Annotated in this window: 16 protein-coding genes; 7 read left to right on the top strand and 9 right to left on the bottom strand. The window is 35.6% G+C overall.

Features of this window, described 5'->3' with window-relative positions; translation table 11 throughout:
• Positions 1-65 precede the first annotated feature (65 nt).
• Together NST91_RS26055 and NST91_RS26050 are read right to left on the bottom strand one after the other, a co-directional pair.
• Positions 66-3,113 (bottom strand): Tn3 family transposase, encoded by a 3,048-nt coding sequence (locus NST91_RS26055; RefSeq protein WP_116354746.1) that lies wholly within the window; start codon positions 3,111-3,113, stop codon positions 66-68.
• A 41-nt stretch (positions 3,114-3,154) separates the two neighbouring features.
• Positions 3,155-3,742 carry a recombinase family protein gene (locus NST91_RS26050; RefSeq protein ID WP_341330240.1) on the bottom strand — a complete coding sequence of 196 codons (588 nt, stop codon included), beginning with the start codon at positions 3,740-3,742 and terminating at the stop codon, positions 3,155-3,157.
• Between the two features lie 421 nt (positions 3,743-4,163).
• Between NST91_RS26050 and NST91_RS26045 the strand changes: the two genes are divergently transcribed.
• The 4 genes from NST91_RS26045 to NST91_RS26030 all read left to right on the top strand — a co-directional run bounded on the left by NST91_RS26045 (position 4,164) and on the right by NST91_RS26030 (position 6,156).
• A complete protein-coding gene (locus tag NST91_RS26045) occupies positions 4,164-4,640 on the top strand; it encodes a DUF2975 domain-containing protein (RefSeq protein WP_000820334.1) in 477 nt (158 codons plus the stop codon).
• Between the two features lie 9 nt (positions 4,641-4,649).
• Positions 4,650-4,880: a helix-turn-helix domain-containing protein gene (locus NST91_RS26040; protein ID WP_000974627.1), complete on the top strand. Its 231-nt coding sequence runs from the start codon at positions 4,650-4,652 to the stop codon at positions 4,878-4,880.
• An 84-nt stretch (positions 4,881-4,964) separates the two neighbouring features.
• Positions 4,965-5,696, top strand: coding sequence for an alpha/beta fold hydrolase (locus tag NST91_RS26035; protein ID WP_001040756.1), 732 nt, complete (start codon positions 4,965-4,967; stop codon positions 5,694-5,696).
• Positions 5,697-5,940: 244 nt separating this feature from the next.
• Positions 5,941-6,156, top strand: coding sequence for a hypothetical protein (locus NST91_RS26030; protein WP_116354725.1), 216 nt, complete (start codon positions 5,941-5,943; stop codon positions 6,154-6,156).
• Between the two features lie 296 nt (positions 6,157-6,452).
• Here NST91_RS26030 and NST91_RS26025 read toward each other — a convergent pair whose 3' ends face one another.
• The 3 genes from NST91_RS26025 to NST91_RS26015 all read right to left on the bottom strand — a co-directional run bounded on the left by NST91_RS26025 (position 6,453) and on the right by NST91_RS26015 (position 8,140).
• Positions 6,453-6,707 (bottom strand): YetF domain-containing protein, encoded by a 255-nt coding sequence (locus tag NST91_RS26025; protein ID WP_223254541.1) that lies wholly within the window; start codon positions 6,705-6,707, stop codon positions 6,453-6,455.
• A 113-nt stretch (positions 6,708-6,820) separates the two neighbouring features.
• Positions 6,821-7,258 (bottom strand): hypothetical protein, encoded by a 438-nt coding sequence (locus NST91_RS26020; protein ID WP_031538346.1) that lies wholly within the window; start codon positions 7,256-7,258, stop codon positions 6,821-6,823.
• 294 nt (positions 7,259-7,552) lie between these two features.
• Positions 7,553-8,140 (bottom strand): YitT family protein, encoded by a 588-nt coding sequence (locus tag NST91_RS26015; protein ID WP_116354726.1) that lies wholly within the window; start codon positions 8,138-8,140, stop codon positions 7,553-7,555.
• Positions 8,141-8,691: 551 nt separating this feature from the next.
• Between NST91_RS26015 and NST91_RS26010 the strand changes: the two genes are divergently transcribed.
• The 3 genes from NST91_RS26010 to NST91_RS26000 all read left to right on the top strand — a co-directional run bounded on the left by NST91_RS26010 (position 8,692) and on the right by NST91_RS26000 (position 9,661).
• Positions 8,692-8,970, top strand: coding sequence for a spore germination protein (locus NST91_RS26010; protein WP_341333606.1), 279 nt, complete (start codon positions 8,692-8,694; stop codon positions 8,968-8,970).
• A gap of 26 nt (positions 8,971-8,996) precedes the next feature.
• Positions 8,997-9,410: a spore germination protein gene (locus NST91_RS26005; RefSeq protein ID WP_262983996.1), complete on the top strand. Its 414-nt coding sequence runs from the start codon at positions 8,997-8,999 to the stop codon at positions 9,408-9,410.
• A 77-nt stretch (positions 9,411-9,487) separates the two neighbouring features.
• A complete protein-coding gene (locus NST91_RS26000; protein ID WP_242634654.1) occupies positions 9,488-9,661 on the top strand; it encodes a hypothetical protein in 174 nt (57 codons plus the stop codon).
• 88 nt (positions 9,662-9,749) lie between these two features.
• Here NST91_RS26000 and NST91_RS25995 read toward each other — a convergent pair whose 3' ends face one another.
• The 4 genes from NST91_RS25995 to spoVAE form a co-directional block, all read right to left on the bottom strand.
• The gene (locus tag NST91_RS25995) at positions 9,750-10,424 is read right to left on the bottom strand and encodes a DUF421 domain-containing protein (protein WP_116354727.1); all 675 of its coding nucleotides are present in this window, start codon (positions 10,422-10,424) and stop codon (positions 9,750-9,752) included.
• A gap of 258 nt (positions 10,425-10,682) precedes the next feature.
• Positions 10,683-11,543, bottom strand: coding sequence for a DUF421 domain-containing protein (locus NST91_RS25990; protein WP_116354728.1), 861 nt, complete (start codon positions 11,541-11,543; stop codon positions 10,683-10,685).
• A gap of 28 nt (positions 11,544-11,571) precedes the next feature.
• Positions 11,572-11,778: a DUF1657 domain-containing protein gene (locus NST91_RS25985; protein WP_116354729.1), complete on the bottom strand. Its 207-nt coding sequence runs from the start codon at positions 11,776-11,778 to the stop codon at positions 11,572-11,574.
• Positions 11,779-11,790: 12 nt separating this feature from the next.
• Positions 11,791-12,141 carry a stage V sporulation protein AE gene (gene spoVAE, locus NST91_RS25980; protein ID WP_116354730.1) on the bottom strand — a complete coding sequence of 117 codons (351 nt, stop codon included), beginning with the start codon at positions 12,139-12,141 and terminating at the stop codon, positions 11,791-11,793.

Below are 12,141 nucleotides of genomic sequence, written 5' to 3'. Positions count from 1 at the left end.
CCCCCGAAAAGGTGGAATAAGGAGTACCTCACTGAAAGATTAGGGAAGTACTCCTTAAACATCGCTTACTCTGTTTCCGATATTACGTTTAATTGGGCTAATTCTTGAATAATTGCATCCAAATCAACAGACTCTTGTTGTATATTAAACTCGTATCTTCCATAGAAGTTAATATGTTGCCATGCAACTGGGGATATTTTTTTCATAACATCCGAATCTAGAGCCTTTGTTTCTCTGTAAGCCAACATATTAGATAAAATACTGGCATTGTAATAAATAATGCAATTGGAGAGTAAGCGACTGCATTCGCCCCAAATATGTTGATCATTTTCATTTTTGAAACGTAATTTTCCAAAATTGGCAAAGGATACTGCTTTGCGTAATTTATGATAACTTTCCCCTCGATTTAATGCCTTTTGAACATTCCGGCGTAAAGGGGGAGAATCAATATAATCCAAAAAATATAGACTTCTTATGATGTTATCGTACTCCCATAAAGCACGTTTGGTTTTGTTCTTCCGTGCATAAGCGCTTAGCTTACCAATAATAATGCTTTGTGTGGTTGTTTTAACTGCAAGGGATAACATAATTCGTTGAATATTTTCCCATTCCTCTATAATAAGATTCGTATTAATCTTTCGAACTGGCTTGATCAGGTTATCTCCATATTGGCTTGGATGTTTGAATCCGTAAAGAGATTTGTTGACCTTATCGTGAATATCCTTGTAGCGAGGCGCAAACTGATAACCAAAAAAGTTCAGGATAGCAAAATTCACTTCATTGGTTCCATGTGTATCCGTGGAATGCACATCAGGCTGAATATCAGTTGTGTTGTTAAATAAAATATCAAATACATAATGACTTTCATGCTCATTGGCCCCAATAATTCGAGCATTAACAGGGATATGGTTGGCTACCATTGTGTAGGAAACAATCCCTTTACCAAGACCAAAGTATTTAGGTGAATGACGGGAATTAATGGTATTGATTCGAGTCTCAACTTTCTGCCCGTCACTACTAGAATGAATCGTCTCCCCAATGTCATAATGTTTAAAGATTGGGAGTTTGGCTATTGCATTACTGATACAATCATTCGCTTCTTTTAAAGTCTCCAGACGAATAAAGTTATCAGATGTGGCAGCCAGTAACGGATAGCTAATATCAGAAATTTCCCCCATTCTCCCTAACCCCATGTTGGTTCCCCAAGCAATCAGACAGGCGACAAGAATTCGATTGTCTTTATTCTGTTTGGCATAACGTCCCAAGATGTGCTCAAATGAGTCAAGGAATTGACAGTGCTGTTGAACAAAATGCAAGACACTCCTAATGTCTATTTGCTTTAATGTATCGTAGAATGAGTGATTAATAGATTCTGTGTCACGAGTATAAGGTAATGTCCATCGGGTATGTGAACCCCGTTTTTTGATTTGAAGATGCTCATTTTTCCCAGATGAAATACTCTGGTTAACTTTAGTAATGCGATCTTCTAATCGCTTCTCAAGCTCCACTAAATGACTATGAATGGGTTGGTTGAAAATCGTCAGACCAGTGTCAGCGATCAACATTTCTTTCTGTTCCCATTGACGATCATTGATCAGGTCATCCTCAAAACTGCGAAATCGGATACTATCACGACAAAAAATATCTCCTGCTTCCAAACGGTTGCGTAGGAGGCGATAGACTAAAAATTCATATCGATCTGCTAAAATTGTTTTTTGTTCATAGATATAACGCTTCACACCATCGGATATGAAACCATTTGGCAAATCATCTGAGTGATATTGTCCTAACGCTTTATTCTTATTAAAAGCAGTTTTCATAAAATTCACTGCTTTAATTAATGGATCATTTGGTGAAGGAGCTACGAAATCAACCTGCAAAAATATAGGTCTTAAATAACGTTTAAATCGTCGTGCCTGCTGACCAATATGTTCCCATTGGAAGGCAGTTTCATCATATTTTATATTTGTAGTAATCTGTTTGGCTACGGATTCCAGTTTCTGACGTTCCAAAATAGTAAATGCACGGTCTTGAATATCCCTAAAGGGAGTATTGGCAGGAATATGATCATCAGTGAATATTTTAAGCAGTTCCCCTGCTTTTTTGATGTCTTGATTACTCTCTGTATAGCACTCGTAAACTCGTTCTTTTGCTGCTAATTTAGCTTCATCTGCATACCCCCTTACACTATATATGAGGGTATTGATCAGGTTGTCATGCATCCGTTGATAACGATGGGATACAAAACATAACAAATAGACATAAACAATCCATACATTCAGCCGTTTGAGCTTGTAGACAGAGTAGTAACTTACTAATGAAGCATAGTACTTGATGCTTTCGTTGGAAATACCTAACTTTGGTAACAGTTCTTGAGCAAGGTAATATAAATGCTGTATTTGTTTACCACGATTCATTTCAAGCTTTATTTCAGTGGCGCTAAAGTCTTTCGGTTCGTGTTTCAGTAGTGTTATTTTATACAGCCCTGAAGAATCTTCAAGTAATCGATCTAAGGATTCCATATCATTCTGTTTTAGATGATCCTGCATCAATGAAATTAATCGGTTTTGCTCATGGGTTATTGCCTGTCCTGTCATATCTTGCATAAAACTATAGCCAGGAACAACAATGCAGTTTTCAGACAAATAATTCATGATTTCTCGAAAGATGTAAATCGGCTTACCACAAAACGCCGCAGACTTTTGAGCTTTTTCCTCCATCTTACGCCGTTCTTCGGCACCGCAACTGTGGTAGTTAAATAATTTAAGAATCAATTGTTGTTGTTTTAACCTAGTGGACTTATCAATTGAACTCAAGTCATCAATTTGACTGTTGTTGAAATGTTCCTTCAGAATATATTGAAGATCCTCTTCTACCTCATGGAGGTCAAATGTAAAAAATAGTTGTCTGGCTTTGAAATAACCCAGTTGTAAAACGAAATAAGCCTTAGATTTGACAGAACGCAATGTGTGTAGCAGCTCTTTCTCTGGCTGTGAAAGAGAAAAATAAGAACAGCGATCTTCGTATGAGAAACCTGGTCTGTCATAAATGATCTTTACTTCATCTTCGCTAAGAATCCTCAACCGTTTTTGGGTAGTTGTATTATTCTCCATATTCATATTCCAATCTCAAATTCCCTGACTACTTTATAAAATTAGTTCTTTTTCAACCCAAGTAAACACATGAACTCAACGCCCGTGATCTCTTTATTTTTCCACTTCGGATAGTGAGAATCTAATAATTGGCGCTGTTCATGGGAAAGGGTCCGTAAATTAAGCTTTGGTCGTCCCAAATGTCTACCTTGAGATTTGGCGAGCGCTATGCCTTCGGCTTGGCGCTGTTTGATTTTTTTTCGTTCTTGTTCGGCCACATAAGAGAGAAGGCTTAGAAACTGATCTTCCATTAACTTTCCGATATCTCCCATCTCTCTATATTTACGACTATCAAATAACGTTTCGTTTTCCAACACGACAATATCTGCTTGAATGTTCCTTGTAATGTGTTTCCATTCATAGATAATCCCTTCGTAATCCCTCCCCAATCGATCTAGGGCATCCAGATAAAGGAGATCCCCTTTCCGCAGGATACGCTTCATCGTCTGGTAGCTGGGGCGATTAAAGTCTTTTCCACTTTGTTTATCAACAAAGATCATTCGCTCTTCGATGCCTAAAGCTAACATTTTTTTGATTTGACGTTCTTCATTCTGATCTGTAGATGAAACGCGAACATAACCGATCTTCACAATGAACTTCCTCCAGAAGATATATTTTCTTCTACTATTTTACTATATTTAGTTTCTAAAGGTATGACGATTTTAGTAAACGTTTATAAAAAGATTTTCATAGATTTATAAACGCAAGAACCACCCTTTATTAGACAGGTTTTAAAAGTACACCTTTATAAACAAAAAAGAACCCAAAGAATTGAGTGTGGAATTTTTGCTCCACGTACGGACCATTTAGTTGAACAAGAGATAAATTAAATAGCTAAGGATTGTGAAGTATTTTATAATGATGAATGCTTTTTATTTTAGTCTAAAAATAAGAATAAAAGGGGTTGTTTTAAAAAAACAATAATATATTGCATATGGATAATGATTTATTGTAAAACGATAAATATTGTATTAAACTTAAATTAACGATAAATAAGTGAGGTGCATTTTTATGAAACGAGGAACAACTGTTTTTTTAAAGATAGCTGTTTTTCTTATTGGGATTACGGTACTCGCCTTGTGTATATTTTGGTTGCCTTGGTTAGCAAATGATACGGCAGAAATGTTTCCGGAGTTTGCTTTTTTGCAATATCCTGTATTAATCGGTTTGTATGTAACTGTGATACCATTTTTCCTTGCTCTGTATCAAGCTTTAAAACTTTTAAACTACATTGAAAATAACAATGCTTTTTCGGAATTGTCTGTAAAGGTTTTGAAATATATAAAATACTGTGCAATTACAATCAGTATCTTATATTTGATAGGGACCATCGTTCTTATGTCTCAAAACGCCTTACACCCAGGAATAGCAATTATCGGATTAACAATTATTTTTACTTCTGTTGTTATTGCAGTCTTCACTGCGGTTCTTCAGAAATTATTAAAAAACGTTTTAGATATAAAATCAGAAAATGATTTTACGGTCTGAGGTGAAACAGTGGCAATTATAATCAATATCGATGTGATGTTAGCTAAAAGAAAAATGAGTGTAACAGAACTATCTGAAAGAGTTGGAATCACAATGGCTAACCTTTCTATTTTGAAAAATGGAAAGGCTAAAGCGATTCGATTATCAACTTTAGAAGCTATTTGTAAGGCATTGGACTGTCAACCTGGGGATATTCTTGAATATCAAAGTGACATTGACAATCAAGAATCAACCATTTGATAGTTTAAACACATTAAGAAGGAATGTCATAAAATTGTTAAATTTTAACTAATGATAGTTGGCTAAAAGAGAGGAATGGACTAAATGGCTAAAGAAATGTTTGTGCAAATAAGTGATTGTAAACTATATGCTAAATTGATAGGGGAAAATAATGGAAAACCAACAATAATAATGGACGCTGGATATGGAGACTTTTCCAAGGCTTGGGATTCAGTAATTGGGGATATTTCAATGCTCTCTAATGTTCTAATTTATGATAGAGCAGGACTTGGGAAAAGTGAAACAAGTTCAAACCCCAGAACCAGCCGTGAGATGGTAAAAGAATTGAAGGAACTTCTTATTGAAGCCAATATTAAACCTCCGTACATATTAGTTGGTCACTCATTTGGTGGAGTTAATATGCGGATATATGCAACTGAATATCATAATGAAGTTTGCGGACTTGTCTTAGTTGACTCTACGCCTGAAGATTACAGAGAAAGATTTCTCCCAACGATGTCACAAGATTTTCAACAAGCATACAACAAGCAATTTGTTTATGAAGGCAATTATGATGAATTTATGGAAAGTCTAAAGCAATTAAAAGAAACCAGACTTAAATTAAATGTCCCATTAATTGTTCTTTCAGCTGGTAAGAAAGCTCATTATTCAAAGGAATCACAAGAGTTATGGAATGACATGCAGAGAGAGATTCTTGAAATATCCTCAGATGGTGAATTGGTGATTGCTGAAAACAGTGCTCATTTTATACAAAATGATGAACCAGAAGTAGTAGTTAGTGCGATAAAAAAGCTAATTGACATTTTTAAAAATTAAATTGTGGAGGATAATACTTAAACCTTAAACTCCCTCAGTTTAATACGATTTTCTCCCAACCCAAATACTCGCTATCGGGGTGCGTTAGTTTATTAAGTAATTTTATGGAAGAGGTCAGAATTTAGTTATTCCATTAAATGGCGCTATTCTTGCATAAGGAAGCGCCTTTTAACGGGGATTTGTTTTTAGGGAGATCCCTTAATCCACCTTTTCGAGGGGATGGGCAAAAACACCCAATATCGAGTTGGAACGTCTGACCGAGAAAAAGGATTATGAAAAAGATAAAGCAATATTAGAGGTTGAAAGAGAGTACCAGCAAAGGTTGTTGAAGTCAAATGAGGAATACAACGAAAAAATAAAACAAATGTATGAAGAAATGAACACTATGCGTAAAGAATATGAGGAAAAAGTTGAGCAGTTAAAACAAGAAAAACTTGATGAAAGTAAAAGTAAAAGTTAACCATCTGGATGATATTTATTTAATGGTTAACCAGGTTAACATATGTTAATTAAAAAGGTTAAAATTTTGAATCCCCTGTCCATATATCAAATTTTGATATATGGATTATTCTATAATGGGGTAGCGTCAGGAAAATGCGGATTTACAACGTTAAGGATATCAAAATATAAAAAGTCTAATTTCTCGGTGTTATAAGTGAAAAATTAGGCTTTAGTTACTTCATTAAAGCGCTTGATTGTTGAAGACTAAAGTTTATATTCATCAAGAAAATTGATGTGCTCTTATCCTAACAAATTTTATTTAGGACTTACATGTATGCCTTCACTCTCTCGCCAATCTGCATAGAGTATACGCTTTACATTATTATATCCATTAGTAGTTAATTGGTTATCTAACCACTGTTGATCAAATCCGAGTTCATGTAAATTATCCCATAAAATTTCCCCATCTATAATTAACGATGTTGGGACGTCTACTGGACTTTCTGGAAGATTGAGATCTTGCTTGTCTGGTTTTTGATACTTGGAATTTAATAATAGTGTTGTGTAAATAACTATTTATAAAGAGTAAAAAATGAACAAACGCCAACACCTTGAACTTAGGGTTTGGCGTTTTCTCTATACGAATTACAAATAGGCCATTGACCCCTCTCTATTTGGGATGGCTAGACTTCCATTTTATAGTCTAATAAAATTTTCCTTAAATCCTGTCTCGGTATTTCCAAATTAATTGTCACCTGTATAAGTTCGTCCTCTTTATCACTTTCCCGATCCGACAATTCGATTTCGCGATCAGATTGAGTGGACAACTCCACACCTTCCCTCACATCGGAATTAACGTCTTCTTTACCACTTATTGATTCTCCATACAACATTTCCCACTGTTCATATAAGTTTTTTGCTGTGTGATATTCATCAAGATCAGCTTCTGTATCTATCTGTAATTTTTCTTTCAACCCACGACATGACTCTTCCCATTCCTCTAAGGTCTTCAAATCAAATAATTTTGAAAACCTTGGTTTCATTCTTTCCCAATGCAAATAAATGTTATCACACCATTCCAGCAACTCTTCACGATATTGTATTTCTTCTACTTCTTCCATTCCTCTTCATCTCCCGACCATAATTTTCATCCATAATATTCAAAAAACAATCGACATGTTTAAAAGTACAAATAGGTAAATTTCGTTAATGCTTCTGGTTATGAAAAGGTAAGTGGCCTCCGGTAATTGATAATAGACTTATCAAAAGTAAATTATTCAAAATGACACAAACCTTTTATTAAAGCATCCTTGTTAATGATTTTTACCTATTTGATATTAACAATTTCATCATATGCTCCGCGATTGTCCAATGACTAGACAGTTGCCTAATTGTTATTAATTGGAATTACTTGGTCAATAATCATTGCTTTTAAAATTCCAAGTGCAAAGGCTTGTAGTTATTCCACCAGATGAAATAGTTATAGCCGAAAGAAAGAAAGTTTCTGTTGAAACGAATAAACCCCCAAGACAAATAACAAAAACATCCATAATGAGAATGATGATCCCAACATTAATTTTAATGAATTCAGAAAAGTACTGGGCTAGTAAATCTGTTCCACCTGTGCTTGTCTCGAAGCGAAGCATAAGACCAATGCCAAAACCAATGAATACACCACCTGTAAATGAACTAAGAATTGGTGAAAATTTTATAGGAACTTGATTAACGTTATGAAAAAGGTCAATAAAAAATGATGATAAAAGCATACCGTGCAAACTATTAAAAAAATATGAACGATACTTAAACCAAGCTAGAGCAAAAATGGGGATGCTCAATACCATTATCGTGAACCCGGCGTTTGTATTTAATAAATAACTAATAATTAAACCTAGGCCAATAATTCCGCCATCTAAAACTTTGTTTGGTATTAAAAAAGTATTTATTCCCAAAGCTATTGACATGCTGCCTACAAGAATAGCAACTGCTTTCATAAAATATGGCATTTATTAAGAACTCTCCTGTCTAAATGGACGTGTTCTATGTATATGCCAAAAACGTTAGCATTATAGACAACTTTTACTTCACTGAATATAACTTCTGAAGTGCAAGTAGACGCAACATAAGCGCAAAAAAACGATAACTAATAACCCTAGCCCTTGTAGGTCAAGTAACCCTGTTTAAAGGAAAATGTCTATTAATGATACAAAAAAACTACCCGAGGTGAGGCAGTTTTTGCAGATAGAACTTAAATTTATTCAATTATAATATATGTTTTTTTGCAATATAGGTGCATTCCCAGTTTACTCCCTTTATTTTACACTAGGCGATAACATAAATACGATTTTGATACTTCTGCTCTTTCCCTACTAACGAATAGGTATCACGACTTCCTTCTAGAGTATTTACATCATTTGTAGCAGAATATTTAGTTGAAAAAATTTCCTAGCGTTTTTAAATTTAACGGCTGAAGAAAAACTTTCTATATATACATATACCCGAATCAATTTCATAAATTGATGGGGTATACAGGCAGAGCAGACTTTACCGTGAACTTGTGGATGGTACACCGGCTGCGTTGATTGCGCCTGCCAATTTATTTTTGCTTGTGAAAGCACCCGTAGATATCCACTTTACTGCTTTGGCAGCTACATTTGGTCAAACGCTTCGTTTACTTGGCTTGTCCGTATCGCTACTGCTTCCTGCATTTTTTGTTGCCATTCTTTCCTATCATCAAGATCAGCTGCCCTATTATCACTTGCCACTTTGGGGATTAACCGGTTGGGAATCCCTTTTGATGTGGCAGTTGAAATGTTTATTGCACTTCTCTTCTTAGAAATCCTGCGGGAAGCTGGTATCTGATTGCCTTCTGCGGTCGGCTCCACGGTAACGGTTGTAGGAGGACTTATCCTGGGGGATGCCGCCATTCGTGCTGGATTCTTATCCCCAGGTATCGTTGTCATCGGAGCAATTACACAAATCTTTGGTTCAACTTTATCGAGCCTATCATTGGCTGGAACGATTAGTACCTTACGCTTTTTTCTTTTCATTCTGTCTGCCACGCTTGGCATTTATGGCTTCTTTCTTGGATTATTTATTGTGCTCAGCCATTTAGCCTCGTTGCGTTCATGCGGCTTGCCTTACTTGGCCCCAATATCACCTCCATTTAAAGACTTGGCCAACGCTTTGTTTCGATTACCTTGGCCATGGCGAAACACTCGACCGGACATATTGAAGACACGAGATTCTACAAGGCAAGGGGACAGGCATAAATGAGGAGATATAAAAGTATGGTTGCACTTTTCCTTCTTCTCACCCTTACCGGTTGCTGGAGCAGATATGAAGTGCAAAACATGAACTATGCTACGGCTGTTGGAATAGACTATGTCGATGGCCAATACACCTTGTATGTGCAATTGCTTGATTTCTCGACAGGTGGCCAAGCTGGAGGGACAGCAAAAAGCGGAGCAGCCCCCGGTTTGGGTGGGCAAAGGCGAAGGTTCCTCGTTTACGGAGGCGGCAAATGATTTGTACAGTACATCACAACAACTCTTAAACTGGGGACAAATCTCTGCCATTCTAGGATTAATATAGGGAGGGGAAATCGTTTTAAGATTAGTCGCTAATATCAAATGTGTTAATGTTTAGTGAATGGTCGGTATCTCTAACAGAAGCGTAAAATATATCTTTAATTTGATGATATCCCTTTGCCTTTAGTTCTTGCTTAAGCCACTCTTCATTCTTGTTGATTAATTTTAAATTACGCTTCTGAACTTTCCCTTCAATTACAACAGCTATTGGGAATCCATGGTATTCTACTTTCATATGTAAATCCTTTGGAGTAACAGGAACTAATTCTTTCCTTGGTAAAATGCTGATTTCACCTGTTGCTTCCAAAATCGCATATTCAATATCTTGAATATCTGGATATCTTGCTGTTCTTAAACTTGACAACAGCTCAGATAAAGGATATCTATTTTTCCTTAAATTTTTATATACAATTTTTCCATGTTTAACTAAAATAGTCGGTTTTCCCATAATAAAAGGGTTTAACCAATTTAATAAACTTAATTTTGATATAACTAAGTGAACGCCCGTTATAACAATGATTCCAATAATCCCCTTTGTTACTCCATTTACTTTAATGGACCCAAATGCTAAATAAGATAAAAAAAGAATCGCTCCAAAATCGTGAGGGGTAAGTTGCGCTAGGGCTGATTTCCCTAAAATTTTTATGGCTACAATAAAAACAATATATATAAAAATTAATTTAACTAAAAAAATAGACACTTCTAACACCTCTTAGGAAAAATCACCTTAGTCTGAAGTCAGACTAAGGATGTTCATCTCTTTGACTATACAGACAAAAATTAACAGAGAAAGTTAACCAGTAATGTTTTAATATTTTAAGCACCCTCTAATCAATTTAAAAAAAATATTTTTCCAAAGATTTTATTTTCAAGATTCGACTTAATGATATTATATAAAAAAATGGTACTACTTTTTTGTTATGTGTCTTAAGATCATCCAAGATAGCGAAATAAACCATTATCCTTTTAAAATAGGCATCACTTTATCAATAGCTTCTTGTAGTTTTTCACTATTTTTACTATACATTTGCTTAGCTTCTTTTGATTCGGTTCCAAGAGCAAACAGCTCTAAGTCTGCTTGGCACTTTTTCATGGTCGAAAGAATTAAAGGTCTTTCTTGAGGAGATGCGACTTGTAATTGATCGTCAAACAGGTCAACTGTTAACTCTCCATAGGAATTAACTTGTCCAAGAAAAACATTTTCTACCGTAACCCCTAATTTATCTAACTCTGTATGTAACCATGCACGACTTCTTCCAATTGTAGCTAGTGGTTCATCCATGATAACACCATCCATAATGACAGTTTGAGGCTCTTTGATGGAAGGGACGGATAAGTTTAAGGCTTTTGCTGTTAAAGGTTGGTTCTCCTTTTTTAACATGACGGATAAATCTCCTGTTGCCTCTAATACAGCGAATTCGACATCAGCTACTTGATAAACATCCTTCTTACGAAGTAATGCTAATAATTCATCTATCGTGTATCTTTCTTTTTTTAAATTATCTTCCATGATTTTTCCATCTTTGATAAATACAGTTGCTTTCCCTTCTATAAAATTACGAAAACCTTTGCTTTTTAAGGAAATTAAACCAGCGAAAAAGGGGATAGCAGCAAAGATGACAATTCCAATGACTCCGTGAAAAATATTCCGTTCAAGTCCCATAGCTACTTCTGCACCAATACTTCCAATTGAAATACCTGTGACATATTCAAAGAAAGATAGTTCGGAAATTTGCTTTTTCCCTAACCATTTTGTAATTAAAAATAAAACAGCAACAAATAATGCTGAGCGTACAGCTATATCTAACCATTCAGGCACCTCTTACACCCCCTGTAAATATAGTTTTCTAGAAACCTTTGTACTGAAATTCCTCTCCTTCTAGTTCTCCTACTCTTTTTTTTAAATCTTTTGTTACTTCATGTACGACCATCATAGCCTCATGCAAAGTTCGCTTCGATTCATCATCAAGAGTCCGTAATGCTAAAATTGACAGACTTGCTTCTACTCCTTTTAAACTGACAAAACATTGTTTGACATCTGATCCTACTGTCATCCTAGATTCTCCTTATCCTTTTGGTTTAAAAAGTAAAGCTCCTAGCATGCCGAAAACAATGGCAGCTGAAATACCGGAACTAGTTACTTCAAACATTCCTGTCAGTACACCAACTAACCCATGTTTTTCTGCTTCCTGCATCGCACCATGAACAAGCGAATTTCCAAAACTTGTAATCGGAACGGTGGCCCCTGCCCCAGCAAAATCAATCAACGGTTCATATAAACCAAACCCATCTAAAATGGCCCCCACTACTACTAGGGTACTTAAGGTATGTCCCGGTGTAAGTTTGAAAACATCAAACATTATCTGTCCAATCACACAAATCAAACCACCTACTGCAAATGCCCAAAAATAGGTCAT

It is taken from the genome of Ferdinandcohnia sp. FSL W7-1320, assembly GCF_038050315.1.
Classification (GTDB): domain Bacteria; phylum Bacillota; class Bacilli; order Bacillales; family Bacillaceae_L; genus Ferdinandcohnia; species Ferdinandcohnia aciditolerans.
This window is presented reverse-complemented; position numbering and strand designations above follow the sequence as displayed.

Excerpts from the sequence above, each read along its gene's own strand:
- NST91_RS26055 (WP_116354746.1), bottom strand. The coding sequence starts at position 3,113 with ATGGAGAATAATACAACTACCCAAAAACGGTTGAGGATTCTTAGCGAA.
- NST91_RS26045 (WP_000820334.1), top strand. The coding sequence starts at position 4,164 with ATGAAACGAGGAACAACTGTTTTTTTAAAGATAGCTGTTTTTCTTATT.
- NST91_RS26035 (WP_001040756.1), top strand. The coding sequence starts at position 4,965 with ATGGCTAAAGAAATGTTTGTGCAAATAAGTGATTGTAAACTATATGCT.
- NST91_RS26020 (WP_031538346.1), bottom strand. The coding sequence starts at position 7,258 with ATGGAAGAAGTAGAAGAAATACAATATCGTGAAGAGTTGCTGGAATGG.
- NST91_RS26015 (WP_116354726.1), bottom strand. The coding sequence starts at position 8,140 with ATGCCATATTTTATGAAAGCAGTTGCTATTCTTGTAGGCAGCATGTCA.
- NST91_RS26000 (WP_242634654.1), top strand. The coding sequence starts at position 9,488 with ATGAACTATGCTACGGCTGTTGGAATAGACTATGTCGATGGCCAATAC.
- NST91_RS25985 (WP_116354729.1), bottom strand. The coding sequence starts at position 11,778 with ATGACAGTAGGATCAGATGTCAAACAATGTTTTGTCAGTTTAAAAGGA.
- spoVAE (WP_116354730.1), bottom strand. The coding sequence starts at position 12,141 with ATGACCTATTTTTGGGCATTTGCAGTAGGTGGTTTGATTTGTGTGATT.